40 protein-coding genes are annotated in these 25,250 nt (G+C 40.8%); all 40 read left to right on the top strand.

Going from position 1 to position 25,250, the window contains the following annotated elements; genetic code table 11:
* Positions 1 to 21 precede the first annotated feature (21 nt).
* The 40 genes from O3599_RS03045 (at position 22) to O3599_RS02850 (ending at position 25,238) form a co-directional block, all read left to right on the top strand.
* Complete coding sequence (locus O3599_RS03045) at positions 22 to 228, top strand: helix-turn-helix transcriptional regulator (protein WP_049490402.1); 207 nt, start codon at positions 22 to 24, stop codon at positions 226 to 228.
* A 66-nt stretch (positions 229 to 294) separates the two neighbouring features.
* Complete coding sequence (locus tag O3599_RS03040; RefSeq protein WP_371511943.1) at positions 295 to 1,113, top strand: replication initiator protein A; 819 nt, start codon at positions 295 to 297, stop codon at positions 1,111 to 1,113.
* Between the two features lie 9 nt (positions 1,114 to 1,122).
* Complete coding sequence (locus O3599_RS03035; RefSeq protein WP_254754005.1) at positions 1,123 to 1,977, top strand: ATP-binding protein; 855 nt, start codon at positions 1,123 to 1,125, stop codon at positions 1,975 to 1,977.
* A 218-nt stretch (positions 1,978 to 2,195) separates the two neighbouring features.
* Positions 2,196 to 2,357: a BOW99_gp33 family protein gene (locus tag O3599_RS03030; protein WP_254754004.1), complete on the top strand. Its 162-nt coding sequence runs from the start codon at positions 2,196 to 2,198 to the stop codon at positions 2,355 to 2,357.
* Positions 2,357 to 2,569, top strand: coding sequence for a hypothetical protein (locus tag O3599_RS03025; protein ID WP_371511941.1), 213 nt, complete (start codon positions 2,357 to 2,359; stop codon positions 2,567 to 2,569). Before O3599_RS03030 ends, O3599_RS03025 begins: the two co-directional genes overlap by 1 nt.
* A complete protein-coding gene (locus O3599_RS03020; RefSeq protein WP_371511939.1) occupies positions 2,562 to 2,825 on the top strand; it encodes a hypothetical protein in 264 nt (87 codons plus the stop codon). The genes O3599_RS03025 and O3599_RS03020 overlap by 8 nt, the downstream gene beginning before the upstream one ends.
* Positions 2,818 to 2,961: a hypothetical protein gene (locus O3599_RS03015; RefSeq protein ID WP_000196747.1), complete on the top strand. Its 144-nt coding sequence runs from the start codon at positions 2,818 to 2,820 to the stop codon at positions 2,959 to 2,961. The genes O3599_RS03020 and O3599_RS03015 overlap by 8 nt, the downstream gene beginning before the upstream one ends.
* 105 nt (positions 2,962 to 3,066) lie before the next feature.
* Positions 3,067 to 3,246 carry a hypothetical protein gene (locus O3599_RS03010; RefSeq protein WP_371511937.1) on the top strand — a complete coding sequence of 60 codons (180 nt, stop codon included), beginning with the start codon at positions 3,067 to 3,069 and terminating at the stop codon, positions 3,244 to 3,246.
* A 144-nt stretch (positions 3,247 to 3,390) separates the two neighbouring features.
* Complete coding sequence (gene bet / locus O3599_RS03005; protein WP_371511935.1) at positions 3,391 to 4,155, top strand: phage recombination protein Bet; 765 nt, start codon at positions 3,391 to 3,393, stop codon at positions 4,153 to 4,155.
* Between the two features lie 9 nt (positions 4,156 to 4,164).
* On the top strand, positions 4,165 to 5,229 hold the full coding sequence (locus O3599_RS03000) for a DUF1351 domain-containing protein (protein WP_371511933.1): 1,065 nt from the start codon (positions 4,165 to 4,167) through the stop codon (positions 5,227 to 5,229).
* Positions 5,230 to 5,231: 2 nt separating this feature from the next.
* Complete coding sequence (locus O3599_RS02995) at positions 5,232 to 5,501, top strand: hypothetical protein (RefSeq protein WP_371511932.1); 270 nt, start codon at positions 5,232 to 5,234, stop codon at positions 5,499 to 5,501.
* Between the two features lie 11 nt (positions 5,502 to 5,512).
* Positions 5,513 to 5,836, top strand: a complete 324-nt coding sequence (locus O3599_RS02990; RefSeq protein WP_371511931.1) for a hypothetical protein — start codon at positions 5,513 to 5,515, stop codon at positions 5,834 to 5,836.
* Positions 5,829 to 6,167, top strand: a complete 339-nt coding sequence (locus O3599_RS02985; RefSeq protein WP_371511929.1) for a sporulation protein Cse60 — start codon at positions 5,829 to 5,831, stop codon at positions 6,165 to 6,167. The genes O3599_RS02990 and O3599_RS02985 overlap by 8 nt, the downstream gene beginning before the upstream one ends.
* A gap of 263 nt (positions 6,168 to 6,430) precedes the next feature.
* A complete protein-coding gene (locus O3599_RS02980) occupies positions 6,431 to 6,763 on the top strand; it encodes a hypothetical protein (protein WP_153199852.1) in 333 nt (110 codons plus the stop codon).
* Positions 6,760 to 7,275, top strand: a complete 516-nt coding sequence (locus O3599_RS02975; RefSeq protein ID WP_371511927.1) for a hypothetical protein — start codon at positions 6,760 to 6,762, stop codon at positions 7,273 to 7,275. The genes O3599_RS02980 and O3599_RS02975 overlap by 4 nt, the downstream gene beginning before the upstream one ends.
* 11 nt (positions 7,276 to 7,286) lie before the next feature.
* Entirely contained in the window at positions 7,287 to 7,799 is a 513-nt protein-coding gene (locus tag O3599_RS02970; protein WP_371511925.1) for a DUF1642 domain-containing protein, read from the top strand.
* Entirely contained in the window at positions 7,790 to 8,053 is a 264-nt protein-coding gene (locus O3599_RS02965; protein WP_371511923.1) for a hypothetical protein, read from the top strand. Before O3599_RS02970 ends, O3599_RS02965 begins: the two co-directional genes overlap by 10 nt.
* On the top strand, positions 8,053 to 8,193 hold the full coding sequence (locus tag O3599_RS02960; protein WP_308306182.1) for a hypothetical protein: 141 nt from the start codon (positions 8,053 to 8,055) through the stop codon (positions 8,191 to 8,193). Before O3599_RS02965 ends, O3599_RS02960 begins: the two co-directional genes overlap by 1 nt.
* A 12-nt stretch (positions 8,194 to 8,205) precedes the next feature.
* Entirely contained in the window at positions 8,206 to 8,466 is a 261-nt protein-coding gene (locus tag O3599_RS02955; RefSeq protein ID WP_371511921.1) for a DUF1372 family protein, read from the top strand.
* Entirely contained in the window at positions 8,463 to 9,137 is a 675-nt protein-coding gene (locus tag O3599_RS02950) for a DNA methyltransferase (RefSeq protein WP_371511919.1), read from the top strand. Before O3599_RS02955 ends, O3599_RS02950 begins: the two co-directional genes overlap by 4 nt.
* Positions 9,138 to 9,158: 21 nt before the next feature.
* A complete protein-coding gene (locus O3599_RS02945) occupies positions 9,159 to 9,563 on the top strand; it encodes a YopX family protein (RefSeq protein WP_371511918.1) in 405 nt (134 codons plus the stop codon).
* Positions 9,560 to 9,820 (top strand): hypothetical protein, encoded by a 261-nt coding sequence (locus tag O3599_RS02940; RefSeq protein ID WP_371511916.1) that lies wholly within the window; start codon positions 9,560 to 9,562, stop codon positions 9,818 to 9,820. The genes O3599_RS02945 and O3599_RS02940 overlap by 4 nt, the downstream gene beginning before the upstream one ends.
* Positions 9,821 to 9,894: 74 nt before the next feature.
* Positions 9,895 to 10,314 (top strand): DUF1492 domain-containing protein, encoded by a 420-nt coding sequence (locus tag O3599_RS02935; protein WP_371511915.1) that lies wholly within the window; start codon positions 9,895 to 9,897, stop codon positions 10,312 to 10,314.
* Between the two features lie 511 nt (positions 10,315 to 10,825).
* On the top strand, positions 10,826 to 11,512 hold the full coding sequence (gene terS, locus O3599_RS02930; RefSeq protein WP_371511913.1) for a phage terminase small subunit: 687 nt from the start codon (positions 10,826 to 10,828) through the stop codon (positions 11,510 to 11,512).
* Positions 11,481 to 12,779: a PBSX family phage terminase large subunit gene (locus O3599_RS02925; RefSeq protein ID WP_371511911.1), complete on the top strand. Its 1,299-nt coding sequence runs from the start codon at positions 11,481 to 11,483 to the stop codon at positions 12,777 to 12,779. Before terS ends, O3599_RS02925 begins: the two co-directional genes overlap by 32 nt.
* 11 nt (positions 12,780 to 12,790) lie before the next feature.
* Positions 12,791 to 14,302, top strand: coding sequence for a phage portal protein (locus O3599_RS02920; protein WP_371511910.1), 1,512 nt, complete (start codon positions 12,791 to 12,793; stop codon positions 14,300 to 14,302).
* A gap of 4 nt (positions 14,303 to 14,306) precedes the next feature.
* Positions 14,307 to 16,094 carry a phage minor capsid protein gene (locus O3599_RS02915; protein WP_371511908.1) on the top strand — a complete coding sequence of 596 codons (1,788 nt, stop codon included), beginning with the start codon at positions 14,307 to 14,309 and terminating at the stop codon, positions 16,092 to 16,094.
* A 4-nt stretch (positions 16,095 to 16,098) separates the two neighbouring features.
* Complete coding sequence (locus O3599_RS02910; RefSeq protein WP_371511906.1) at positions 16,099 to 16,314, top strand: hypothetical protein; 216 nt, start codon at positions 16,099 to 16,101, stop codon at positions 16,312 to 16,314.
* 147 nt (positions 16,315 to 16,461) lie between these two features.
* On the top strand, positions 16,462 to 17,040 hold the full coding sequence (locus O3599_RS02905) for a phage scaffolding protein (protein WP_371511904.1): 579 nt from the start codon (positions 16,462 to 16,464) through the stop codon (positions 17,038 to 17,040).
* A 32-nt stretch (positions 17,041 to 17,072) separates the two neighbouring features.
* Positions 17,073 to 17,897, top strand: coding sequence for a N4-gp56 family major capsid protein (locus O3599_RS02900; RefSeq protein WP_371511902.1), 825 nt, complete (start codon positions 17,073 to 17,075; stop codon positions 17,895 to 17,897).
* A gap of 15 nt (positions 17,898 to 17,912) precedes the next feature.
* Positions 17,913 to 18,080, top strand: a complete 168-nt coding sequence (locus O3599_RS02895; RefSeq protein ID WP_371511901.1) for a hypothetical protein — start codon at positions 17,913 to 17,915, stop codon at positions 18,078 to 18,080.
* A gap of 5 nt (positions 18,081 to 18,085) precedes the next feature.
* The gene (locus O3599_RS02890; RefSeq protein ID WP_371511899.1) at positions 18,086 to 18,313 is read left to right on the top strand and encodes a hypothetical protein; all 228 of its coding nucleotides are present in this window, start codon (positions 18,086 to 18,088) and stop codon (positions 18,311 to 18,313) included.
* 12 nt (positions 18,314 to 18,325) lie between these two features.
* Positions 18,326 to 18,727 (top strand): hypothetical protein, encoded by a 402-nt coding sequence (locus O3599_RS02885; RefSeq protein ID WP_371511898.1) that lies wholly within the window; start codon positions 18,326 to 18,328, stop codon positions 18,725 to 18,727.
* Positions 18,717 to 19,049, top strand: coding sequence for a putative minor capsid protein (locus tag O3599_RS02880; protein ID WP_371511896.1), 333 nt, complete (start codon positions 18,717 to 18,719; stop codon positions 19,047 to 19,049). The genes O3599_RS02885 and O3599_RS02880 overlap by 11 nt, the downstream gene beginning before the upstream one ends.
* A complete protein-coding gene (locus O3599_RS02875) occupies positions 19,049 to 19,441 on the top strand; it encodes a minor capsid protein (protein ID WP_371511895.1) in 393 nt (130 codons plus the stop codon). Before O3599_RS02880 ends, O3599_RS02875 begins: the two co-directional genes overlap by 1 nt.
* Positions 19,441 to 19,842: a minor capsid protein gene (locus O3599_RS02870; protein WP_254753968.1), complete on the top strand. Its 402-nt coding sequence runs from the start codon at positions 19,441 to 19,443 to the stop codon at positions 19,840 to 19,842. The genes O3599_RS02875 and O3599_RS02870 overlap by 1 nt, the downstream gene beginning before the upstream one ends.
* The gene (locus O3599_RS02865) at positions 19,843 to 20,304 is read left to right on the top strand and encodes a phage tail tube protein (RefSeq protein WP_254753967.1); all 462 of its coding nucleotides are present in this window, start codon (positions 19,843 to 19,845) and stop codon (positions 20,302 to 20,304) included. It abuts the gene before it with no gap.
* A gap of 48 nt (positions 20,305 to 20,352) precedes the next feature.
* Positions 20,353 to 20,712 (top strand): hypothetical protein, encoded by a 360-nt coding sequence (locus tag O3599_RS02860; protein WP_371511892.1) that lies wholly within the window; start codon positions 20,353 to 20,355, stop codon positions 20,710 to 20,712.
* Positions 20,713 to 20,714: 2 nt separating this feature from the next.
* Positions 20,715 to 21,332 carry a Gp15 family bacteriophage protein gene (locus O3599_RS02855; protein WP_371511890.1) on the top strand — a complete coding sequence of 206 codons (618 nt, stop codon included), beginning with the start codon at positions 20,715 to 20,717 and terminating at the stop codon, positions 21,330 to 21,332.
* Between the two features lie 15 nt (positions 21,333 to 21,347).
* Complete coding sequence (locus O3599_RS02850; protein ID WP_371511888.1) at positions 21,348 to 25,238, top strand: hypothetical protein; 3,891 nt, start codon at positions 21,348 to 21,350, stop codon at positions 25,236 to 25,238.
* Positions 25,239 to 25,250: the final 12 nt, after the last annotated feature.

Genomic DNA, 25,250 nt, shown 5'->3' with positions numbered 1-25,250 from the left:
TCGTTTAGAAAGGAGTTGCGTATGTTGAATATTGACGAGGCACGAAAGGAAAAAGGCATCTCTATTGTAGATATCGCTGACTATCTTTGTGTAAGATCACAAACTGTTAGCGACAAACTAAAAGGGAAGTACCCTTTCACTTTTCAAGAAGCTATGTTGGTTCAGGAGAAATTCTTTCCAGAGTACGAGCTAAAATACCTTTTCACTCCAGCAGGTGACACTGCTTAATTTTTTCACTTAGTGAACGAAAATTCGTTCATAATTGATTCGATGAAATGAAAGGAGAAAGAATGATTGAAAATAAGCGAGGTAAAGAACAACGCTTTCTATCAGTTTCCGCAGTGGTTGTTGGATGAAGAATACAAGAATTTGAGTTTAAGAGCAAAAGTAATGTATATGCTGATTTTTGATAGACGAACGCTATCTATTCAAAATAAATGGCATGACAAAAATGGAGATGTGTTTGTTTACTTTACGAATCAGCAGTTCATGGGTTCGCTTAATTGCAATGAAAAAACAGTAATTAAGGCAAAAAAAGAATTGCAAGACTTTGGCTTGATAAAAGAAGAAAGGCAAGGAGTTAACAAACCTAATCGTCTATATATTTCTGGAACTGTAAAAAATACAGGTCAAGAACTGCAAAAATTACAGTCTGGAACTGTAAAAAATACAGGTCAAGAACTGCAAAAATTACAGTCAATCAAGACTGATAATATCAATACTAATTTATCAAGACTGAGTGAACCAGAGGGTGCTGGTGCTAACTATATAGATAGTATAGAGGACGCCCCGGCAGAAAACGACTTAGGTATTGTTCACGATTGGATTTTTTCAGAGTTTGGAAGATACCCAACACCGTTTGAAATTGAGGATTTGAAATACTTCTTGCAAGACCATAGTAAAGAGGTTATCAAGTTAGCCATCAAGGAATGTGTGGGCAATGGTAAGCCTTGTTTCAAATATCTCAGTAGCATTTTGAGGGATTGGAAGCAGAAGGGGCTAGTAACTGTTGAGTTGGTAGAAAATAGGCAGAAGCCCGCTCGGTCAAGTGCTAAGTCAAACGGTCGCTTGAGGTTGTCAGATGATGGATTTGATCCACGACTTGGATTTTAGGGGGTGCGCATGCAAGTAGTATCAAGCAAAGAATTGCAAGAAAGAGCCTTGCAGGTTGAGACGTTGAAGCAACAATGCCCAAAACACGAAGGGGTCTATATGTGGCGGTCGGTCAACCCTTGCACTCGTAACACGCTGAACTATTGTCCTGAATGTGTTCAAGAAACCATCAACCAGAACGCAAGCGAACAGTTAGCTATTGCTGAAGCTCAAATCAGAGATACGAGATCATATTCTCTCTTTATGAAAGAGAGCATCATCCCAAACGATTTAAAAAATGCGACTGTTGGAAATTTTGAAATCCATACAAATCAGGACGCTGAAGCAGTCAATTTCGCTAAGCGAGTCACGGCTGACTATGTGAAAGAGCGCTACGAAGGGAATACGATTATCTCTGGACCGCCTGGAGTTGGCAAGAGTCATCTGGCAGTTGGAATAGCTAAGACCTTAAACGAGAGCTTTCAAATGCTCCAAGTCCGCAAATCGGTAGTCTATATGCCATCCATGGAGTTGTTCTCTCGAATGCAAGAGGCTTTTCAATACAAGGACTCTAAGTGGGAACAACGCTCAGTCGTGAAATTCCTGCAAAACGTTGACTTCTTGATTTTGGACGACCTAGGCAAAGAGTCAAGTGTTGGGAACGAAATCAGACAAGGCAATAACTGGATGCAGAAAGTCCTGTATCAAATACTTGAAAACAGGACGAATACAATTATCACAACTAATTTTGAAGGTAAGCACCTCAAAGAACTTTACGAGCAAAGTCTCGTTGACAGAATAACGAAAGGAAATATGAAGACGAATGCTTTTAAGTTCAGCAAAGACACAGCTTCGAGACGCTCCTTGTCAGCAACTGACTACTGAGGAACGCAAGCAGGCTATTGAACAGTTTGAAAGCCAATTTTACGGACTATCAACCTTGCTTAAAGAGAGGTTGCTGATTACGACAGACGAACGGTTCACTAATAAGATGAACGAGCTGACGTATTATGCGACGAATGGAAGTGTATATACGACATAAAATAAAAAAAGCACCTGACGGCAATCAGGCGCTCAACAAAATTATTCAAGGAAATTATAACATGAAGAGAAAAAAAGAGCAATGGAAACCAAGAATTATAAACATCATGGCAGATGGTTCTCAAGTTGATGATTTGACAGGATATGTCATCCCTGCTGGTCATTCGTACTATGACATCATTCTAGGAATGAACAAGCAATCTAACGAGGAGGGTGTAGCTTAATGAAATTACTTACTAAGTTAAAACTCAGACTCGAAGGTGCTATTAAATCAATCAACCTTGACTGGCGAGAGGTAGCGTTAGAGCTTATGAATGATCTTATCAAAGAACAGCAAAGCCACTTTGCCAGCAAGCAAGAAATCTATGACCTGAAACAACAATTGGCAATCTACAAAGAAAAAGAACAAATCGAAAAAGGAGAACAATATGTTTAAAGCAATTCGTACAATCAAGAAAATAAAACAACTTCAGAAAGCAATGCACGATGCAAGCGTAGCATTTCTGCTTATGCAAGATCTCGGTTTGGTTCCTGATAGCGAAAAAAGCAGAGCCAAAGCTAAATCGTTTCATGATATGAGTCACATGCTCAAGGATATCCTAGACGGCAAGTCAGTAGACGAAGCTATGACAAGACTGGAAATCACAGTTGAAACCAACGAAGATAAAGAAGTGGAGCAGGAAGATGACTAGAATTGAACTTGAAAACCGTGTATGGCTTTTGGCCAACCATGAAGAAAAAAACGAATTGCTGGATCTTGGGCTAACGTCCAAGGCCAGATATGTGAAACGAGTGCTTGAACTTGGGAAGGTGTATGCGCATGTTTGATTATGACAGAGATATAATGCAACCGCCTGAAGAACGAGAAGAACTTGACCCAAGCCAGTACATCTATGTTGGATGTGGGCAGTATCGATATGTGGGTGATGAAATATGATTCAGGAGCTACACAAAGAAATCGACAACTGGCGAGCTGAATATATGCATCTCGGCCGAGAGATGGGGCATATTATCAATGAACAACAAGATATAATCTTGAAACTACAAAACGAAAATAGACGTATAAAACGTGAAAATTGGAACCTGAAGAAGACGAAAGGAAGAAGAAAATGAGTTACGAACAAATATCAGAATCAACATACTATCAAAATATGAGCTATTGAAATCAAGTTGCACAAAATTATAGAGCGTTAGGTGGTCTAGGAATTTGTGACGATGAAACAGGCGAAGAGCTTTATACAATTTAAGGAGAAGAAAATGACTAATAATCAATTAGCAACACAGACAAAACGTGACATCACGACTGACCCAAGTTTATTGACCGGGGCAGACATCAAAAAGTATTTTGACCCACAAAACCTACTGACTGAAAAACAAGTAGGTCAGGCTCTAGCCTTGTGTAAAGGTCGCAATCTTAACCCATTTGCTAACGAGGTCTACATTGTAGCCTATCAAAATAATAGCGGCACAGAGTTCAGCTTGATTGTCTCTAAAGAGGCATTTATGAAACGTGCTGAACGTTGTGAGGGATATGATGGTTTTGAGGCTGGAATTACTGTCATGAGAAATGGCGAAATGATAGAGATTGAGGGCTCTCTTAAATTACCTGAGGACATTCTAATAGGTGGTTGGGCCGTTGTCTATCGTAAAGACCGTTCACACAGATATAAGGTCACAGTTGACTTTAATGAGTATGTCAAAACAGACAGAAATGGCAATCCACGGAGCACTTGGAAATCAATGCCAGCCACTATGATCAGAAAAACAGCTCTAGTACAGACTCTTAGAGAGGCCTTTCCTGATGAACTCGGAAACATGTATACAGACATTGATGGCGGAGATACATTTGACACAATCAAAGATGTCACACCTCAAGAGAACCGTGAGGATGTAATTGCACGCAAGATGGCCGAGATTGAGCAATTCAACAAAGAGCAAGAGGCAAATCATGCAGATCCCGAACCTGCTCAAACCGAGGAGGCAATCCAGGGCGAATTGCTAGACGGTGAACTAGAATACTAGGAGGGAAACATGCAAGAATTACAAGTTATTGATGATAAGAAAATCAATAAAATCTATGAAATGATTACAACGGATGAGCTTACTAGAGAGTCTTTTGAAAAAGACCTCATAGAGGCTACTGAAAAGTACAAGGACTATATTCCTACAGCTAGTACTCTCAAAGATGACAAGGCAAAGCGAGCTGAATTTAATAAGCTAATTGAGTCTAAAAATCGTATCCGTATCGACACTAAAAACTTGCTATCAGAGACGGCTAACACATGGGATAGTTATGCAAAGTCAATTATTGAACCATTTGCAACCGTAGTTAGTGAATTTGATAAAGGTATCAAGGAAATTGAAGAACATCAAAGACAACTAAAAATAGATACGGTTAAGAGTTACATAGCCAACAAATCAGCTGAGTACATGCTAGATCCTCGTCTCTTTGATGAAAAGGCCCTTGATTATGTCAAGGCTGGCGATTTCATGGCAGACGGCGTGACGCTTAAAAAAGCCACTATGAAGTCACTTGATGACATGGTCACATTTGAGTTTCAGAAACAGCAAGAATTTGAAAAGGCTAAGTCAGCTATTTCAGGGTTATGTGCTGAGTATGGCATGACTGACTCACCTTACATCCGACAGCTGAAAGACTTGACGCTTGCTGAGGTTTTTGAACAAATCAAAGCTGACTATGAATTTGAAAAGCAAAAGGAAGAACTCAGACAAGCTCTAGAACGAGCAGAGCAATCTAATCAGGAACTTTTAGCAACTCAACAGACTAAACAGCAAGAACAGGCTCCAAAATCAACGGAAACCCCAAAATTTGACCCAGAGTCAGGCGAAATCTTGGACGGTGGGCAAATCCCTCAAAATGAGCCCAACGCTCTCAGAGGGGCTGAAAACGACCTGAAACGATATAGCCAAAAAATGACTTTGGAAGTGTATTTTGTAGACACAGCCGAAAAAGACCGTTTCAAGGCTGGTCTAAGTCAACTCGGATTTGATTTTAAAAAGAACTATCAAGTCAGCGGTTATCAACGTATTGAGCCATTGACTCAGGCTGAACTCAATGAGCATTGTGGGTGGTAAGTATGAGTAAACAAGTAAAAGATATACTAGAAACTCATGACACAGGCTGCCCACATGGTATTACATTCGCTATACATCAAAACAAAGAGGAATGTATTGCGTTATTTGGCAGGTCTGGATGGCCTGGTCTCAAACCTCGATTTATTCGTTGGAATGAAAGTGTTGAAAACCAAACAACATACAAAACTGAGGAATCCTTACTTAATGCCTATGTTTGTGATGTTAAAAAAACATCGGAAGATTTTATCATAATTGAATTGTTGCCATTTTAGGAGATGAAACTGTGGAAATTAGAAAAGTATCTGACAGCGTATCCATCTACTCAGACGGCAAGAGATTGCAGGTTATCCACAACCTAGGGGATGAGTTCATCTTAGATTTTGAAATTAAAAATCACAAAATCATAAATATTGACGACCTGAGCCCTCGCATTGTGAGTGAGATTACTCCAGTTTTTAAAGTGAGCGGGTACTGCTCACGACGTGGAGAAGACACCCAACGCTTAAAATGGGCTATCCGTCAATTTGAGGACTTTGATGAGTACCTAAACGCCCATCACAGCGAACTGGTAGAGTGGTGGCACAATCCAGGAGGGGAATATGATTAAAACAGTATTTTTATCATCCGACTACCCATCTGACGAGGCGATTGATGATCAAATAAATAGCTGGCTTGCCGAAAATCCAGGCATTAAGTTGATTGACATCAAATTTCAATCAAATGTGTCTGCTGTCGCTGACAGTGGAGTCAGTGCTGAATATCGGCATACATCCGCATTGATTATTTACAAAGTTCCCTCAGAGAACAATATAAGCAGTATCAATTCAAATGGTTTAGGTTTCATAATCAACTGCGAGAAATGTGGTAGCTTATCAATAATCAAGGCAAAAGATGTAGGCCAAAATGTATGTTATGAATGCAAAGGAGAACAAGAATGATTGATTTTATTAAAGATGCTGGCATGGCACTGGTTTGGATATTGCTGGGATATTTTATCGGAGAAAGCAACGCCAGAAAAGATAAAAAATAACCAAACCCAACTATTTCCATTTTGGAAACAACTCAAAAACCAACAAGCCGTGCATTCTTGTAAAACTGCGAACTAGAAAACGTCAGTAAGGGTCGTGTGACCTTGGACGAGCGACTGCCCGTATTTAGCCAATTCTCACAAAGGCAGTCGCATTTTTTTGGAGAAAAATAAATGCTAAACAAAATCGATATACCAGGGACAGATATCACACTTGAAATCGTGGACAAGACCATCACGATCACCAATAAAATTGAATATGATATGCAGATGCATTTCAGAAATACGGACGCAGATGCTTCTCTCGATACAAGTGGCGACGTGTTTGAGCCTCTCTACTGGTTAGATATTAAGGCGACACCGAAAATGCCGACAGAGTATCATACGAGCCTTGGAATCAAGAGAGAAAAGCGCCACTTGGCCGAACTTCAGAAGTTCTTTGAGTTTATTGAGAGTAATAAACGAAACCTATTTGATCTCTGTGGATTCAAGGGAGAGCTACAATGAAATCTCTGACATTATCGTTGGACATTTCAACTACTGCGACAGGCTGGGCCGTATTTCACGGCTCTGACCTTGTCCAGAGTGGTGTCTTAAAGCATAAAAGCAAATCGTTCTTTGAACGTGGGCGGTTCATGGCTAGTGAATTGCGAGCGATTCAATCGAGAGCGCTCCAGAAGTACGACTGCCATTTTGAATCGATTGTGGTCGAGAAGAACTCAGTCATGGGGCCAAATCAGCAGTCTATGATTAGTATTGGAATTGTGACAGGTATCATTCTTGGCCGGTTGATTGCTGACAATGTGTACTTCGTGAACGTGTCAACTTGGCGCAAGTATTGGCAGTTTAGCTACAAGGACCGAAGTAAAAAGTCAATGAAGCTACAGGCTGTTGCTAAGGTTGCGGATAAATTCGACCTTAACGTTAAAGACGATGAAGCTGACGCTATCCTGATTGGTTCATATTTTGTAAACCATGGCCAAGAATTTGGAAATCTGGAAATCCACAAGGTTAGTTGAGGAGTTGGAAGATGAAACTTAATGAATTGATTGAGAAACTTGAAAATTTGTCTGGATATGGTTCAAGAGATTACATCGAAAGAAACGAAATCTTAAATCTAGTGGAACAACTAGACGAACCGCAACCAGTCAAAGTTCCGCAGTGTGTGGCAGATGTGATTGAAGGAGCAAGAGAAAAAAGCCCAGAACTAGAAGATGCGCTTCATTATACTTGGGGCAACGGAACTAAGGAATTCACAGAATGGTATCAAAAGAAATCCAACAGAGATCTCTTCGCCCGTGCATGGCTGGACGGCTACGAGGTCGAGGAAGAGAAGAGGTACTATGTAAGGTTTAAATGGATTGAATCAGCATATAGTTACTTAACCTTTATTAAACGCTTTGACGCTTGGACGTTAGCGGATATAAAACTAGATAAAAAATTTCGTTCAGAACACACCCGCAAACAACTAGAAGAAGCTGGATTCGGCTGGGTGTTCGATTGCCCAGGGATTGAGATTGAGGAGGTGGACTTATGTCATTAAACAAATCAAGAAGACGAATAATGATTAAAAGTTGTTACAAAGAAAAGAAAATATTCAAAATATCTTTTCGCAACCATTTTGGAAAACAATTTTTAAATTGTTACTCAAAAGATAAAATCATAAATTACTCAGATACAGAAGACACAGATGGTCCGCTTATTGTTTTTGAAAGGAATATACCTAAAAAAATTGAGCGTAAAATGCACAAATACAATCTATGGTTGAATATAGCTTTCAAAAAAGGGGTGGAGTGATGGAAGAAGTTATTATGGCTACGTTGCCTAACAAAGAATTGAACAGATTGATAAAAATTGAATTGACGGTCCAAACAATGATTGACCGTGGACTTATTAACGAAGAGCAGTTTAATGAAATTATGGATGAAGAAGAGTAAGGAGGTCACAGATTGAAAAGATTCATAGCTATCTGGATTCTGCTATCTGCTGGATTAAACATCTGGCAGATGGACAGGATTCGAGATTTAGAAGAAAAGAAGCCAATGATTGTCTATAAAGCTGATAATCAAGGCGCTGAGATATTCGGCAAAGTCGTCGAGAAAGGACGACACGGGAAGCTATACACGCTTACGATACGTGACTACGGTGTATTCGTGGTTACGAAGGACGTGTATGAGAAAGTGAAAGTTGGGGATGAGGTGATGTTGTGAAATTATTTCTTCACGAAGATTGTATGGACGTCATGAAAAGATATCCTGACAACTATTTTGATTTAGCTATTGTAGATCCTCCATATTTTTCCGGGCCAGAAAAAAGAAAATACTATGGTCGAAAAGTCAGCCCAATAGGTGTAAGCAGGCTGTATGGCGAAACATCAGAGTGGCAAATTCCAAATAGAGATTATTTTGATGAGTTATTTAGAGTTTCAAAAAATCAAATCATTTGGGGAGTGAACTACTTCGACTATTCTTTTGGTTCTGGCCGTATCGTTTGGGACAAAGTTAATGGTCATTCAAGTTTTTCAGATTGTGAGATAGCATACTGCAGCTTACATGATAGTACACGACTGTTTCGCTATATGTGGAATGGTATGATGCAAGGCAAGTCAATATCTGAAGGTCATATACAACAAGGAAATAAGACCTTGAATGAGGTTAGAATCCATCCGACACAAAAACCGATAAATCTTTATCTTTGGTTACTTCAAACTTACGCAAAAGACGGAGACAAGATTCTTGATACTCATGTTGGTTCAGCAAGTAGCTTGATTGCTTGCCAAGAATTAGGTTTTGAGTATGTAGGTTGCGAGTTAGATAGAGACATCTTTAATCTTGCTAAACAGAGACTCAATGATTATGAAAAACAAATAAAATTATTTTAAAAAGGAATAGGAGGATTTGGTATGATACCGAAATATAGAGTGTGGGATAAAACGCGAAACGAAATGAATTACAAAGTCATGGTAGGTAATTGTGATCTAAGTGATGGAAACTGGACTTGTCCTATTATTTGGATTGAAGAAAGAAAAAAATGGTTACATTTTGATGATGATTATGAATGTATCATGCAATCAACAGGATTGGTTGACAAGAACGGCAAGGAAATCTTTGAGGGGGATATCCTTGATTACAAAGGCAGAAAAGCGCTTGTAAGATGGCATGGATCTTATGCAAGTTTTATTTACAGATTTGTAGATGAACCACACAAACGAAATGCAGAATGGAAACCTCTTTATTTAGCTTACATGAAATGTGAAATCATCGGCAACGTCTACGAGAACCCAGAGCTTTTGGAGGATAAGAAATGAGACCAAAAAAATATCCGTATTTAGGAAAACTAAAACAAGAAAGGCGTGCTGATGTAAAAACTCCTGCTTTAGTCATTTTTCCTAACGTTTCTTTTAGAAAAGAACTACTCAAACACATCTACACAATCACTAAAAATCATGATAATTCTACAATCATTTATTTCAGAATCCCCAAAATGTTTGGAGCATACGAGGAGCAAAAAGCTAAAGTAAATCTTAGTTATGAGGGAACTCTCAAAATACTCAATAACCTCTAAAACAAAAAAGCCAAGACACTCTCTGCCTCAGCTATAATCTCAATAATATTATTATATCACAAAGGAGATAGAGAGTGAACAAGGCTAAAGAGCTATTGAAAGAATTACAAGACCTTGATATGGACATTCAAAGCCGTATAGATGAAATCAATGAGCTTGAGGCAGGTTTGCTCTCAAGTCCTAAGTGGTCAGATGTCAAAGTCAAAGGTGGTCAAACTAGAAAAGTTGATGATGTCTATACTCAGCTGGTAGTGATGAAAGAGGCTATAGAGCAGGATACTAAAGAGGTTATTAACAGAAAACTTGAATTAGGTCGAATGATCAACAGGCTTAAAAATCCAAAAAGTAGGTCCGTCCTTAGAATGACTTACATTACTAAGACTTACATTGAGGATATTTGCGACAATTTGAGAATTAGTAAGGCAACTTATTACAGATTACGCAAACAGGCTGAGTCTGAACTAGAGGAGACAATCATAGACAAAGTGAACTAAAGTGAATGCGCATGAAGTCTAAAATCTGTTAGAATGGTAGTGTCAAGAATTGAAAAGAGAGGGTTCGAGTCCCTCCCTCTATTTCGTTCATTGACGTCTCCTTTATACTTTATTATATTTTTCCGAGGTTTCGGCCTCGTTTTGGCGGTGACAGGTAAGTGGTTTCTCTCCTATGTTTCCTTCGGTTCGATTCCGGGCATCGCCTTTTGAGTGTTTGTGTCCCAGAATGGGGTAGGCAGTAGGCTTAGCATTCATATATCACTCATTAACTTAAAAATGGTTGCAGCAGCGACCAAACCTCGCATGGTTGCGTAGCTACTTATATCCTAGGTAAGTTATAAGCTAGAGGGTTTGATTCCCTCAGAGGTTTTAAATGGCTACAAAAAATAAAAAAAGGAAAACTTTCAAATTGATTACTAGTTAACACGCAAGTCTGTAGTCTGCTTGCAGGAAGGTCGCACATCGTGTGGCTTTTTTTGATTTACAAAATAAACAAATCAGGGAGGAGGGCATGGAAAAAAGCGAACTAGCACGCAACGACTATGAGGCAGGAATGAAGTACAAAGACATTGCTACTAAGCATGATGTCTCAATCAACACAGTCAAATCATGGCAACGTAGGCATAATTGGACTCGTATAAAAAAGGGTGCACCCAAAAATCCAAGAGGTGCACCCAAAGGGAATAAGAACGCAGTTGGTCATGGAGCGCCTAAAGGCTCGCAAAACGCCCTCAAACATGGACTGTTTGCTAAGTATCTCCCTCAAGAGGTATATGAGATAGCGCAAGAGCTTTCAGAAAAACAGCCTATTGACATCCTTTGGGAAAATATCACGCTGACCTATGCCAATCTTTTGCATGCTCAGCGCATTCTTTACGTTCAGGATGTTGAGGATACTACAAGTGTACTTATAGCTAGCACGGCAAAAGGCGGAGCAAGCTATGAAATTCATACAGCATGGGATAAGCAAGGCAAGGCTCTAGCTGCAATGGCAAGGGCTCAGTCAGAGCTTAAGAGTATGATTAAAACCTATGACGATCTTACACGCTCTCCTCTTGTTACTGAGGAGCAGCGCTTGAGGATTGACAATCTCAAAGCTCAGCTAGGCTCTAACGATGAGGATGACACAGTGATTACTGGATTTACATTTGATAGGAGTGAGTATAATGGCAATACTGAACCTAGCGAAACTGATTAACCCAGTATTTGATGAAGTCCTCTACACACTCAAGAGCCATATAGTGCTCAAGGGTGGCCGTGCCTCTACTAAGTCATCGGTGGTCTCTATTGACCTTGTAAATGACTTTATCAATGATCCCAACGGTAATGTGGTGGTCTTGCGAAAAGTAGGCAAGTACTTGAGAATGTCAGTGTATGAGCAGATAAGATGGGCCATCTATGAGATGGGGCTTGCTAATCAGTTCAAATTTGGGAAATCTCCCTTACAGATCACACATAAGAAGACAGGCACAGCATTTTATTTCTACGGCGTAGACGATCCAATGAAATTAAAATCCCAGAAGATAGCTAAGGGCTATGTAATGTCGGTTTGGTTCGAGGAATTGGCTGAGTTTGCAGGCCGTGAAGACATTGATATAGTTGAGGATACTTTCATCCGTCAAGAGCTACCGAATGGCAAAGAGGTCAAGGTCTATTTCACATACAACCCTCCAAGAAATCCCTATGACTGGATAAATGAGTGGGTGGCAGAGAAAGCTAGTGACCCAACTTACATGATACATCACAGCACCTACCTTGATGACAAGCTAGGTTTTTTGTCTAAGCAAATGAAAGACAAGATAGAACGCTATAAGGAGACGGACCCTGACTACTATCGTTGGATGTATTTGGGTGAGGTAATCGGTTTAGGTAATCATGTTTATAACATGAGCTATTTTAAACCACTAGAAAGCCTCCCAGACAACGACAAAGTGATAGGTATATCATTTGCTCTGGATACAGGACACCAGCAATCAGCAACAGCCTGTGGAGCTTATGGGCTCACTGCCAAGGGTAATGTTATCTTGCTTGATACGTTCTACTATAGCCCAGCTGGCAAGACCATCAAAAAGGCACCTAGTGAGCTCTCTGTGATGATCCACGACTTTATAGACAAGGTCATGAAGACCTACAGAGTACCAAAGCTCAAGATGACCATTGATAGTGCTGAGGGGGCTTTGCGTAACCAGTATTTCAAAGACTATGGTGAGCGCTGGCACCCAGTAGCCAAAAAGAAAAATCAGACTATGATTGATATGGTTATCAGTCTACTAGCTGAGGGGCGTTTCTACTACCTTGACATCCCTAATAATAAGGTTTTCGTTGAGGAGCATAAGATGTACCGCTATGATGACAAGTCACTCAATACTGATGATCCAAAAGTCATCAAGGAGGACGACCACACAGTGGACGAGTTCAAGTATTTTGTCCTAGACAATGCTAGAGAGCTAAGACTAAAAGCCTAAAGGAGCTAACAATGGGAATAGTACAGACTATCAAGAATTTTTTCACAAGGAGCAAGTATGTGATGACAACACAGAACTTAACGAATATCATTGATCACCCTAAAATAGCAGTGTCATCCACAGAGTATGACCGAATAAGGGAAAATCTCAAGTATTATGCAGGACATTATCCACAAATTGAGTACACTGACAGCAACGGCAATCCTCAAAAACGAGCTTTCAACCATCTGCCTATTGGACGTACAGCAGCCAAGAAGATTGCAAGCCTAGTGTTTAATGAGCAGGCTGAAATCAAGCTAGACGACAAAGACGCCAATAAGTTTATTCAGAAACAGCTACAAGATGACAGGTTTGTCAAAAATTTTGAGCGTTACCTGGAGAGTGGCTTGGCACTTGGCGGATTGGCTATGAGGCCATACGTCGATAGAGACAAGGTAAGGGTCTCTTTCATTCAGGCGCCTGTCTTTTTGCCTTTGCAATCAAACACACAGGACGTTTCTAGCGCCGCTATCATCACTAAGACAATCAAGTCAGAGGGTAACAAGCAGAAGTTTTACACGCTGATTGAGTTGCATGAGTGGGGCAAAGATGATAAATATACAGTCACTAACGAGCTCTACAAGTCTGATAATCAGAACGTGGTAGGCGCTAGGGTTCCTCTATCAGACCTCTATGAGGATCTTGAAGAAGTAGTAGACTTGAATGGCTTGAGTCGCCCACTCTTTACTTATCTGAAAACTCCAGGCATGAACAACAAAGATATTAACTCAGCCCTTGGCTTGTCTATTTTTGATAATGCCAAGACTACAATGGACTTTCTTAATACGACCTATGACGAGTTTATGTGGGAGATTAAGATGGGTCAGCGCAGAGTGGCCGTCCCTAGTCAAATGATCAAAGTTGAGTACAATCAGGAGGGCGAGAATGTCACAGTCAAGCGTGAGTTTGAGGCTGGACGTAACGTCTATGAACAGATTGACTCAGGAGATATGGACAAGGGGGTAGGTATTACTGACCTTACAACACCTATCCGATCTGATGACTATATCAAGGCTATCAATAAAATCCTGGCGATTTTTGAAATGCAGATAGGAGTATCTTCTGGAACCTTTACATTTGACGGTAAGAGCTTGAAGACAGCTACTGAGGTTGTCAGCGAGAACTCAGACACATACCAGATGAGAAACAGCATTGTCAGTTTAGTAGAGCAGTCACTGAAAGAGCTAATTATCTCAATGTTAGAGTTAGGAAAGGCCTACGGACTCTACAAGGGGAATATCCCTGATATGGAGAAAATCAGTATTAACCTTGATGATGGAGTCTTTACAGACCGAAATGCTGAGCTTGACTACTGGGTTAAGGTTGTAAATGCAGGTTTTGCTACGGATGTCATGGCTATTGAAAAGGTGCTCAATGTTACTCCTGAAAAAGCTAAACAAATCAAAGCTGAAATCAGTGGCAATGCTATTGATGATGCAAGTGGAGAGCGTAGCTCTGATGATGTAGCAATTTACGGGGAGTGATTAAATGTCAAAGAAAAGACCACCGATACAGTTCAATGACGAGCAACTGCTGCTTCAAGCGAGTAATGTCGCAGATATTTATCATCAGTTAGCCTTGGACTTGTTTGACAATGTGGTCGAACGTGTGACAGAACGTGGCACGGTCTATCTCGATAAGCAACCATACATCTGGCAACTCGAAAAAATGCAACAGATGCACATGTTGAACGAGGAAAATTTGAAGCTAATTTCTAAATACTCTGGAGTCGCTGAAGAACAGCTACGCTACATTGTCGAGAATGAAGGCTTGAAGCTCTATACTGACACCAAACAGCAACTTTTAGAAGATTTAGACCGTGGATCTGCAGGAAACAGCAATCACATTCAAGAAATCCTTGCAGATTATGCAAATCAAGCAGTCGGAGATATTCACAACTTAATCAATACTACTTTGCCAATGTCTGTAATTGGAGCATATAAAGGCATTGTGGAACAATCTGTCGCTAGAGTGGTTACAGGTCTTTCAACTGCTGACAAGGCTATTTCTGACACGGTCATGAAGTGGCAAGAGAAAGGGTTTCAAGGCTTCAAGGATAGAGCTGGACGTAACTGGAAGATTGATAACTACGCACGGACGGTTATCAAGACGACAACTTACCGAACTTATCGAGAAATGCGAACAAGACCAGCTGAAGAGTTAGGGATTGATACTTTTTATTTTTCAAAGAAAGCATCAGCTCGTAAGTCATGCGCTCCTTTACAACATCATATTGTCACAACCGGTCACGCTAGAACAGATCATGGAGAGCATATTCTCGCTTTGTCTGATTACGGCTACGGTCGTCCAGAAGGTTGTTTGGGCATTAACTGCGGACACATGCTGACACCATTCATCCCAGGGGTCAATTACAAGCCTAATTTAGGCGAGGACGTCGACTCGGTTAGTCCAGAGCAAGCAGAAGAAAATGCCAATGCAGAAGCTAAGCTGAGGGCTCTAGAACGGTCTATCAGACAGTCCAAGGAGTTTCTCCATGTTGCAGAAAAGCTAGGAGACAGCGAGCTGGTAGACAAGTATAAGAGCAAGGTTAGAATCCAACAGGGAGCCATGAGAAACTATCTCGAACAGCACTCATTTCTACACCGTGATTACGCTAGAGAGAAATACTATGATGATCCGTTTTCTCAAGCACAAAAAGAAATAAAACTCAGGAAGAAGATGTCCGAATATCACTACATTAAAGAGGATGAAATACCTGGATTTAAGAAAGTCGGTGGGAAGATTACAAAGACTGAGCGTGACATTATCTATGCTCCCGATTTTGACAGTATGGGATATATAGCAACAAATAGTAGTTTTGCCATCAACAGAGCTCTCAGAAGCAATGGCGCCATACCGCTTAGCAAAGAACAGAGCAAAGTAGTTTCAACTCTTGATGGTGTTATTGAAAAAAATAGAGTTTTAAAAAATATAAAAGTTAGCCGTTTTGATGACAGTGGGTACTTGAAATCAATCATTACTAGCAATGCTGACTTGTTGAAAAAATATGATAGTATATCTGATATGCTGAACTCTGGAGAGGCTGTTTTCAGTAATGCCGCTTACACATCAACTAGTTATATTCCAAAATATAACTTTTTCAAAACTAGAAAAGTCAAAACAATCATCAACATTCCAAAGGATAGTAAAATATACTTTACAGATAATGACGCTGAGTCTGAAATCATCATACCAAGAAATGCAAAATATGATATAATTGGTATGAAAGAAAATAAAGGTGGCGTTGTTTTAGAAATGAATTTAAGAGAGGAGTGATATTATGGAATTATCAGAGGCTCTACACTTTGTTGAATCTTTAGGCTTGGATGAAAAAACTATTGATTTTTCAGAGTTTACTGATGAGCAATTACTGGAAACTAGTATTACACTTGACTTACTTTCTTTAGATGAAGCTGAAGCATTCGAGTTAGAACTAGCTAAGCGACAGCTCACAGAGAAATATTTTTTAATGAGAAAGCCTAAAGCTGGTGCTTAGAACGATCTAAGCGCTTTTTTATGCAATAAATTGCTGTAAACCACTATAAACCGAATGGAAATCCATACGGTTTTTTATTTTGCCCTGGAGCATGGCGTAAAACTGTCTTAATTTGTCCATGTGACGTAAAAAAGGAGGAGTTAAGACATGAGTCTTAAACGTGAAATGTTAGTTGAGGCAGGTATCGAAGACAAGGCTGTCATTGACAATATTATGCAAGCGTACGGTGCAGGTATTGAAAATGCCAAGTCACAAGCCAAGTCGGAACTGCAAGCTGAAAACGACACATTAAAACAACAGCTTGAGCAACAAACCCAAGCTATCAAAGATTTACAGGCTAAAGAGGGAGCTAGTACCGAAAGCAAACAACAGCTTGAAGAACTAAAAGCTCAATTTGACCAGTATAAGCTGGATAGCGAGGCAAACCTTGCTCAGATTACTAAAACTAACGCTGTAGCCCTTGCCTTGAAAGATGTAGGAGCTCACAACTCAGAGGATTTGATGAAATTCATTGACCTAGACAAGATTAGTCTGGGCGAAGATGGAAAACCTAAATTAGAGGACACAATCAACTCACTCAAAGAGTCAAGCCCTTACCTATTCCAAGCCGAGGACAAGCAGCCTAACCCTAATATCTCTGTGCACGGAAATCCACCAGCAGAAACTGGATACGATCATCTAAGCGCAGAGGACAAAGCCCTATTTGCAGGCTTTGATAGCGTATAAAACCAAAAATAAAGAAAAGAGGAATATTACACATGGCAGTAAATTATGCAGCTAAATTTGATGAAAAAGTAGATGAGCGCTTTGCTAAAGAGGCCCTATCTACTGGTATTGTTAACCAAGACTTTGATTTCCTTGGTGTTGACACCGTCAAGGTCTATTCTATCCCTACATCAGGAATGAATGACTACAAAACAACTGGGCAAAACCGTTACGGTGACGCTGAGGAGCTTGGGAATACTGTTCAAACTATGACAATGAAGAAAGACCGCTCTTTCACATTCACGATTGACAAGAAATCCGAGCAAGACACAAATGGTGTTATGGAGGCTGGAAAAGCCCTTGCACGTCAGTTGTCGGAAGTTGTTATCCCAGAAGTAGACACTTACCGTTTTGCAACAATCGTAGCTGGTGCAGATACAGATCATATTGCTACTGGTTCGGTAACTAAAACAAATGCTTACGAACTTGTGCTTGATGGTCAGGTTAAGCTCACTGACGCTCTTGTCCCAACAGCTGGCCGCATCTTGCATGTATCTCCTAAATTCTACAAACTCATCAAACTTGATCCAACTTTTGTGAAAAATTCTGACCTTGGCCAAGAGATCACTATCAAGGGTCAAGTAGGTATGATTGACGGCTTGCCAGTAGTTTTGACACCTACATCACGATTGCCACAAAATGTAGAGTTTATTATTGCTCATCCTGTGGCTACTCCATCTCCTGTTAAGTTGGAAGACTACAAGATCCACGATAACCCACCAGGAATTAACGGCAAGCTCGTTGAGGGGCGTATTCGTTACGACGCTTTTGTTCTTGACAACAAGAAGAAAGCTATCTACGTTCACAAATCAGCTTAGTGAAGGGGGATAAAAATGAACGATTCTAATATTGAAGAGACTTTGGTTGTATCTAAAGAAACCGAAGGGGAACCAGAAGTAAAATATCCAAAAACATTGAAAAAAGATGGTGTTACTTTTACCTTGTCTGATCCAATCATGATTTCAGCCTTTGAAAATCAAGGATACGAAGTGGAGGAATAAAATAAATGGCCAAATTTGAAGCTAAAACTAATTTTTATGTTGAAAAAACAGGGCAACAATTCGATGAAGGGGTTGTTTATGAAATGACATCTGCTGAAGCGGATGAAATCAACAGACAAACAACTGCCCACTTCGGTGAAGAATGGCTTGAGTGTATCGAGCCAGATGTAGCACCTGTAGAACTAACAGAACCAGTTCCAGAAGTTCCTGAATCAACTAACTTCTTGATGTAAGGTGGTGTTGTCATGACCTACTTAACACGAGAAGAGTTCAGAGGTTTAGGTTTTGATTCGGTTGATGATTTTGACCAATTGCTACAACGAGCAGAACTGACTATCGATGCTTACACTAGAGATTTTTACTCTATGAATAGCTTTGATACTGATATTGAGGCAAGAAAGAAGGCTGTCAAACGTGCCACAGCCTTTCAGATTGCTTATTTGGACAGTTCGGGCATCATGACGGCAGAAGATAGACAATCTATTGCTAGTATGTCAGTAGGACGGACATCAGTAAGCTATCGCACAGGCTCTCAGAATGGCTCGGGTTCACTTTCTTTGGCAGAGAGGTATAATTTATCGAGAGATGCTGAAAACTGGCTGAGAATGGCAGGATTTGGCTTTGCGAGGGTGGATTATGATAGATAAACGAATGCTACCTGACTCTTTGACGATTAAGAAGGTCGAAGGGAAAGATGACTGGGGGAAAGAGACATACTCTGACCCTCTTTATTTATCGCCTTGCAAGTTTGACAGAACCTTTTCTCATTCCGGAACGGGCAATCATCGTAGCGAAAGGAACTCATCGACTGTAATTGTCTATCCTAAATACTGCCCTATCAAGCTTGATAAGAGCTTTGTTGGTGGCATCGTTGAGGAAGATGATACCAGTTATGTTGTCAAAGATATTATTCCACAATACCATCCATTCACTAAGAAGCTGTTAGCTTATGAAATCGAGGTAATTTGATGGGCGGTGCTAGTGTAAAGATTGATTTGAAAGGTGTTGAAAAGAAAGTATCTCCAGAGAATTTCGCAAAAGGAAAACTAGCTATAGCTAACCAAATGCTATTGGATATGGATAGATTTGTTCCAAAAAGAAAAGGAATACTGAGAGCTAGTGGACACGTTCGACAAGATTCGATTATCTATGCAGCACCACACGCAAGATTGCTCTATTATGGCAAGAAACGAAAAGGTTTCTTTTCTGAGAAACAAAGAAAGTTCTTCTTTGCGAATAAGAAGGAGCTACTGAGTCAAAAACCAACACCTGGAACTGGTCCGAGATGGGATAAGAAGGCCTCAGCTCTATATGCTAAGAATTGGGCAGAGGTCGGCGCCAAAGCAATGGGAGTTAAATAATGCACGAAAATGACTTTTCAGAGGTCTTGCTGGAGCATATCAAAAGTGTTCAAACCCAAATCCCCTCAAAACACGGCTATTTAGACGAGCATGAGGGATTGGTAATTTATCCGCTTCCTGGTGGAAATGTGGTAGAAGAGGACATGGCAGGGACGCAAATTGTGGACCTACCTTTTGAGATTGCAATCAAGTCAAAAGACCAGAAACTAATTGATAACACTCTATGGCAGATTAACACTGCCTTATCAAAAATCGGCTTGGAATTACCAAGTAAGAACAATTCATATAACTATTTAGGCCTTGAAGTCAAGAAACCGTATTTAAACGAGTTGGACGAACAAGGCTTTTACACTTATTTGCTGGATGTAACAGCAAATCTTGAAATCGAAAGGAAAGAATAAATGGCAAAGAACAAAAACGCACTACGAAAACATTTCATTGGTCCTTATAGCGCTGAAAATCCTGAGACTGCACCAGAAAAAGAAGCGTATATGTGGATTGCTAAAGGGATTAAATCGTCATCCCCTGAAAACAACGAAGAAGACGACGATGCAGCATACTTTGACGGTGATGGAACTAAAGAAAATATCATCGTTTCAAAAACTCGAGGTCGCACATTTGAAGGGCATCGTGATTACTCAGATAAGGCTCAGAACTTTGTAGCTGATAAAGAAGACGAGGTCGGTGATGATCTCATAGTTTGGTACAAAGAAGTTTCATCTGATGGTAAAACTCAAAAAGAGGGATTAGCTCGTCTTTCTGAGATTGAAATCGGTGACGGTGAAGCTTCTGAACTTGAAAAAATCAAGTTCAAGATTGTATGGACTCGTAAGCCTAAGAAATCAAACGTATTACCTGAATAGAGACAGGGCGGTTTCCGCCTTGTCTTCTTTTTTTGAAAGGAGATAAAAATGGTCGTAATTAAAAAACTAAGCAACATCATCCCTGTTGATTTTGGGGAGTTTCAGCTTGAATATGTAGCGAATGATGCAAATATTAAACGCATGAAAACAATTGGGCAGAACCTCGAAAAACGAGCTAAAAAACTAGAAGAAGCGGATGATGAGTCAGCTTTTGAAGAGGCTTACAAAGTGTCTAAAGAGAGTTGGACAGAGTTGTTCGATGAAGAAGCTTTTGAGAAAGTTTATAAATTTTCAGGAGAAACAACAACGGATACAATCTATTATCTAATCCAAGCAATCCGTGGAATCGTTAGCGAATTTGAGAATCGAAATTCTGAAAAAGCAATCAAGAAATATTTAGAGGGTTAATCATGCTAGATCTATCACGAAAATTAACAGATGAGTTGGTTATTGGTGATAAGGTCTACTCTCTCAACATGTCCTTTGATAACATCATTAGACTCTTTGAAATGTGGTGTGATGAAGAGATACCAGAACAGGTTAAGCCTTTCTTTGCTTTAAAAATGCTTACAGGGGAAGGATTTGGGTTATTCTCGATTGAAGATGCTATGGATATTTTTCAACAGGTTTTCGAGGAACACATCCAGTTAAAATCACTGAAAGATGTATCGGTTGAGTACGACTTGGCCGGCAACGTGATGCAAAAAGAACCTTCTACCCAAAGCAATGAACCGCCTGTCTATGATATTTCTTTAGATGGTGATTTCATTTATTCGAGTTTTATGCAAGCATACGGCATTGATTTGCTTGAAGAAAGAGGAAAATTGCACTGGAAAAAGTTTAATGCCCTGTTATCAGGATTGCCAGAAGGTACTAAATTCGTTGAAGTCATCAAAATCAGGAAGTACAAGCCACGAAAAGGCGATTCTCAAGCTTACATCGATGAAATGATGAAGCTAAAAAAAGAGTATGCTTTGCCTGATTCTGAAGAATATGATGATGAAGATGATGATTACGATATGGAATAGAAAGGAGGTAATAAGATGGCAGATGGTAAGGTCGTCATTCAGGTAGATATGGATGGCAACAAAGCTCAATCAGGAGTCGCACGTCTAAAAGGAATGGTCGGAGGATTGGCCGAAAGCGGAACGCAATTAGGTTCAGTCTTCAAATCTGTCCTTGGAGCCAATATCGTAAGCGGTGCGCTTATTTCCGGGATTCAGTCTTTGGGAAGTGCTATGAAAGGTGTCTTCTCAACCGCTTTGGACGAAGGGGCTAAGCTACAACAGTCGTTCGGTGGTATTGATACACTTTATAAGGGCGCTGAGGACACCATGAAGCAATATGCTACAGCTGCAGCCGCAGCAGGAATCTCTGCTAATACATACGCAGAGCAAGCTGTTTCTTTCGGAGCCAGCTTGAAGCAAGCGCTTGGTGGTGATGCTGTGAAGGCTGCAGAAGCAGCTAATAAAGCGATTCTCTCTATGGCTGATAACTCAGCTAAGATGGGTACAGATATTGGTTCTATCCAAATGGCTTTCCAAGGTTTTGCCAAGGGGAATTACACAATGCTGGACAACCTTAAGCTAGGTTATGGTGGTACTCAACAAGAAATGAAACGGCTTCTGGCTGATGCCAGCAAGCTTGAGAAAGCGATGGGTAAGAAGTTTGATATTAACAACTTTGCGGACATCGTTGAAGCTATTGATCTTGTTCAACAAGAACTTGGTATTGCTGGAGTTGCAGCAGAAGAAGCCAAAACTACTTTCAGCGGTTCGTTTGAAGCGATGAAGGCTTCAGCTTCAAACTTTTTAGCCAATCTTACACTTGGAGAGGATATTGGTCCATCTCTTAAGTCTCTCATTTCTACTACCTCAACTTTTCTTCTTGGGAACTTCGTGCCAATGGTGGGAAATATCATGCGTCAGCTCCCTCAAGCTGTTGAGGTGGCCCTGGCAGAAGCTGGTCCTAAAATTGAGCAAGGGTTCAAATCTTTGTTTTCTTCACTTGGAGTTGACGAGGGAGTTTTTGATGTTGTTAAGGACACTTTCCGGGATGTAGTCGTGACAATCCAGTCGCTTTTTGAATCCTTTACTAGCGAAGGGAATGGATTTAAAGATTTACTCCAAGGGATTAGCAATGTAATTACATTCGTAAATGCTGTAATACAAGAATTGGCTAGAGGATTTCAATTTGTCGTAGAATCTTTTGCTAACACAGGTGCCATCAATAGTGCATACAGTGCATTCAAGGAATTATCTGGGGCAGCTGTTGAAGTTGCTAAGAATTTAGGAGAAGCTATTCCCTGGAACACAATTGGTTCAATCGCTGGACAAGTAGTGAATTTCATTTCACTACTAGTAAGTTGGTTCTCAAAGTTAGCTCAATCTATTAGCCCTGAGGTTTGGCAGACTTTGATTGTTGGTGTAACAAGTTTTGCGGTTGCTTTAAAAGGCATTAAAACAGGATTAGCTGTTGCCAAAGGGTTGAAGTCAGCATTTGATTTCGGCAAAAACCTTGTTTCATTGATTACCAACACTCTTAGTCTTACAGTTGCACAAGCGTCAAATGCGGCTGCTAGTACAGCTATGAGTGCTGGAAATACGGCAGTTGGAACTAGTGCAGGAGCAGCTGCAAGCTCTGTCTTAAAATTAGGAGCAGGTATATTGATGATTGGAGCTGGTGTATTGTTAGCGGCATCAGGAATCTATCTTTTGGTTCAAGCTGCCATCCAATTATCAAGTGCTGGTGCAGGAGCAATCATAACCATGGTAGGTTTGGGTGTTGGAATCGCTGCGCTTGCAGCAGTATTCGCCTTTTTAGGCCCTGCTTTAACTGCAGGAGCAGTTGGTATTTTAGCGTTTGGTGCAGCAGTTGCATTGATCGGTGTTGGAGTATATGCCGCTTCGGTTGGTTTAGCTATATTAGCAGTTCAATTACCTGTCATCTCTACTTATGGATTATCAGCCTCAATCGCTCTTGCAGCTCTAGGTGCTTCAATGCTTGTCTTAGGAGCTGGAGCCCTAGTAGCAGGAGCCGGACTGCTTGTGCTAGGAGCAGGTGCTTTGGTGGCAGGGGCTGGTGTTTTAGTTTTTGGTGCAGGATTACTAGTCGCGTCCGTCGGTGTAGCAGCTTTTGGTGTAGCTCTTGCTCTCGTTGGTGTTGGTGTTTATGCAGCTTCTGCTGGATTATCAATGCTCGCAGGTCATTTACCAACAATTGCTACTTATGGGGCTAGTGCAGCTATTGGCATTGCTGCTTTAGGTGCCGGATTGCTAGTCATGGGAGCCGGAGCCTTGGTAGCTGGTGCGGGTGCCTTGGTCTTAGGAGCTGGTTTGTTAACAGCAGGAGCTGGTGCAACCGTTTTCGGTGCAGGAATGCTTGTTGCAGCTGCTGGTGTCGCAGCTTTTGGATTAGCTTTGGGGCTATGCGCTCCTTCTATCACAACATTTGCTGAAGCTATTAGTAAAATCATTGAAACTTTAAGTAGTGGCTTATCAAGTATATTACAAGCAATAGCTTCAGTTATTCAATCAATCGGAGATGCCGCTCTAAATGCTGGCCTTGGTTTCAAATCTTTAGCTGAAGGTGTCGTGATGATCACTAATACAGGTTTAGCTGATTTAAGCGCATCACTTGCTGCAACTGCTGCAGGTTTAGGAGCAATTGCATCGCAAGGAGCAGGCTTAGCCATTGCTGGTCAAGGTATGACAATGTTAAGTAGTGGAATGATGATGCTTGGCCAATCTACTGTAATTTTGCAATCAACATTAATGGCTTTACCAGCGTTACTAACTTCGTTCACTTCTTCATTAACTGGTTTACCAGCTGTTTTGACAGCTACAGCATCGTCAATGACCGATTTCGGATCTAATGTTCAAAGTTCATTAACCGGTCTTACAGGTTTGGGTTCAATAGTCGTACAATTTAATTCTATGCTTATGACGATAGCTCCAGCCACAATGATGGCAGGCGCAGGTTTGGCATCATTCAATGCTCAAGCTGGAAGTGCGAATAGTGCGTTAGCTAGTCTAGGAGCGAACGCAACAACAGCACAAGTAAGTATCGTAGCGTTAGGAACAGGCATTCAATCAGCTATGTCAGGAGCGACAACGGGTATAGCAACAGCAGGCGCCCAAATGGTGACTGCAATTCAAACCGCAGGAACCACTATGATTACCAGCATGCAATCAACCATGGCTCAGATCCTTGCTATTGTTAACAATGGTATGATATCAATTGTTCAAAGCGTGAGAAATAATGGGTCTCAGATGGTATCAGCCATGCAATCAAGCGGTCAGCGATTAGTGTCAGTTACTCAAGCGACAGTTAACCAAGCGGCAGCCGCAGCCCGTAGCGGTTATGGTGCCTTCTTCTCAGCTGGGGCTTACATTGGGCAAGGGCTTGCTGCAGGTATGAATTCAGCTCTTGGGGATGTTACAGCCGCTGCGAACGCCCTCGTGGCACAAGCAGAACGAGCGGCACGAGCTAAAGCCAAAATCAACTCACCATCCCACCTCTTCCGTGATGAAGTCGGTTGGTGGATTGGTCTTGGTATCGCTAGAGGTATCGACGAATCAGCCCCAGAGGTTGCTAATAGTCTGGACTACATTCGAGAACAGGTCAATGGTTTCAACGTTCGAGCTAATGCCATGCTAACTGGTGCTACCTCAAATATGGCTAGTCAGCTTAAGATGGAAGTCTTACGAGATAAAACGCCAGACGCTACTATCTCAGCCCGTCAAGAAGCTTACGCTGCACACTCAGCAAGCTTGCTTAACGATGTAATTGACGCTCTTGTGGACGTCAAGAAACAAATCGCACAAGGTCAAAACATGGTATTGGATACTGGTGCCTTGGTCGGTGGCACAGTTAATAGCTTTAACAGTGCCATTGATACGATTAAAACATTGAAAGGACGACACAGATTGTGATTACTAAAATTA

The sequence above is a fragment of the Streptococcus sp. 27098_8_103 genome, assembly GCF_041432345.1.
Classification (GTDB): domain Bacteria; phylum Bacillota; class Bacilli; order Lactobacillales; family Streptococcaceae; genus Streptococcus; species Streptococcus mitis_BV.
The sequence above is the reverse complement of the archived record's forward strand: the minus strand, read 5'-3'. Positions and strand labels throughout refer to the sequence as shown.

Coding starts and splice junctions, on each gene's coding strand:
- O3599_RS02940 (WP_371511916.1), top strand. CDS start 9,560: ATGAGACCAAAAAAATATCCGTATTTAGGAAAACTAAAACAAGAAAGG.
- O3599_RS02910 (WP_371511906.1), top strand. CDS start 16,099: ATGGAATTATCAGAGGCTCTACACTTTGTTGAATCTTTAGGCTTGGAT.
- O3599_RS03000 (WP_371511933.1), top strand. CDS start 4,165: ATGCAAGAATTACAAGTTATTGATGATAAGAAAATCAATAAAATCTAT.
- O3599_RS02900 (WP_371511902.1), top strand. CDS start 17,073: ATGGCAGTAAATTATGCAGCTAAATTTGATGAAAAAGTAGATGAGCGC.
- O3599_RS02850 (WP_371511888.1), top strand. CDS start 21,348: ATGGCAGATGGTAAGGTCGTCATTCAGGTAGATATGGATGGCAACAAA.
- O3599_RS02870 (WP_254753968.1), top strand. CDS start 19,441: ATGCACGAAAATGACTTTTCAGAGGTCTTGCTGGAGCATATCAAAAGT.
- O3599_RS03025 (WP_371511941.1), top strand. CDS start 2,357: ATGAAATTACTTACTAAGTTAAAACTCAGACTCGAAGGTGCTATTAAA.
- O3599_RS02920 (WP_371511910.1), top strand. CDS start 12,791: ATGGGAATAGTACAGACTATCAAGAATTTTTTCACAAGGAGCAAGTAT.
- O3599_RS02975 (WP_371511927.1), top strand. CDS start 6,760: ATGAAATCTCTGACATTATCGTTGGACATTTCAACTACTGCGACAGGC.
- O3599_RS02860 (WP_371511892.1), top strand. CDS start 20,353: ATGGTCGTAATTAAAAAACTAAGCAACATCATCCCTGTTGATTTTGGG.
- O3599_RS02995 (WP_371511932.1), top strand. CDS start 5,232: ATGAGTAAACAAGTAAAAGATATACTAGAAACTCATGACACAGGCTGC.
- O3599_RS02965 (WP_371511923.1), top strand. CDS start 7,790: ATGTCATTAAACAAATCAAGAAGACGAATAATGATTAAAAGTTGTTAC.
- O3599_RS02890 (WP_371511899.1), top strand. CDS start 18,086: ATGGCCAAATTTGAAGCTAAAACTAATTTTTATGTTGAAAAAACAGGG.
- O3599_RS02985 (WP_371511929.1), top strand. CDS start 5,829: ATGATTAAAACAGTATTTTTATCATCCGACTACCCATCTGACGAGGCG.
- bet (WP_371511935.1), top strand. CDS start 3,391: ATGACTAATAATCAATTAGCAACACAGACAAAACGTGACATCACGACT.
- O3599_RS03010 (WP_371511937.1), top strand. CDS start 3,067: ATGATTCAGGAGCTACACAAAGAAATCGACAACTGGCGAGCTGAATAT.
- O3599_RS02885 (WP_371511898.1), top strand. CDS start 18,326: ATGACCTACTTAACACGAGAAGAGTTCAGAGGTTTAGGTTTTGATTCG.
- terS (WP_371511913.1), top strand. CDS start 10,826: ATGGAAAAAAGCGAACTAGCACGCAACGACTATGAGGCAGGAATGAAG.
- O3599_RS02895 (WP_371511901.1), top strand. CDS start 17,913: ATGAACGATTCTAATATTGAAGAGACTTTGGTTGTATCTAAAGAAACC.
- O3599_RS02905 (WP_371511904.1), top strand. CDS start 16,462: ATGAGTCTTAAACGTGAAATGTTAGTTGAGGCAGGTATCGAAGACAAG.
- O3599_RS02960 (WP_308306182.1), top strand. CDS start 8,053: ATGGAAGAAGTTATTATGGCTACGTTGCCTAACAAAGAATTGAACAGA.
- O3599_RS03020 (WP_371511939.1), top strand. CDS start 2,562: ATGTTTAAAGCAATTCGTACAATCAAGAAAATAAAACAACTTCAGAAA.
- O3599_RS02875 (WP_371511895.1), top strand. CDS start 19,049: ATGGGCGGTGCTAGTGTAAAGATTGATTTGAAAGGTGTTGAAAAGAAA.
- O3599_RS02980 (WP_153199852.1), top strand. CDS start 6,431: ATGCTAAACAAAATCGATATACCAGGGACAGATATCACACTTGAAATC.
- O3599_RS02915 (WP_371511908.1), top strand. CDS start 14,307: ATGTCAAAGAAAAGACCACCGATACAGTTCAATGACGAGCAACTGCTG.
- O3599_RS03045 (WP_049490402.1), top strand. CDS start 22: ATGTTGAATATTGACGAGGCACGAAAGGAAAAAGGCATCTCTATTGTA.
- O3599_RS02855 (WP_371511890.1), top strand. CDS start 20,715: ATGCTAGATCTATCACGAAAATTAACAGATGAGTTGGTTATTGGTGAT.
- O3599_RS03035 (WP_254754005.1), top strand. CDS start 1,123: ATGCAAGTAGTATCAAGCAAAGAATTGCAAGAAAGAGCCTTGCAGGTT.
- O3599_RS02880 (WP_371511896.1), top strand. CDS start 18,717: ATGATAGATAAACGAATGCTACCTGACTCTTTGACGATTAAGAAGGTC.
- O3599_RS02865 (WP_254753967.1), top strand. CDS start 19,843: ATGGCAAAGAACAAAAACGCACTACGAAAACATTTCATTGGTCCTTAT.
- O3599_RS02925 (WP_371511911.1), top strand. CDS start 11,481: ATGGCAATACTGAACCTAGCGAAACTGATTAACCCAGTATTTGATGAA.
- O3599_RS02970 (WP_371511925.1), top strand. CDS start 7,287: ATGAAACTTAATGAATTGATTGAGAAACTTGAAAATTTGTCTGGATAT.
- O3599_RS02945 (WP_371511918.1), top strand. CDS start 9,159: ATGATACCGAAATATAGAGTGTGGGATAAAACGCGAAACGAAATGAAT.
- O3599_RS03030 (WP_254754004.1), top strand. CDS start 2,196: ATGAAGAGAAAAAAAGAGCAATGGAAACCAAGAATTATAAACATCATG.
- O3599_RS03015 (WP_000196747.1), top strand. CDS start 2,818: ATGACTAGAATTGAACTTGAAAACCGTGTATGGCTTTTGGCCAACCAT.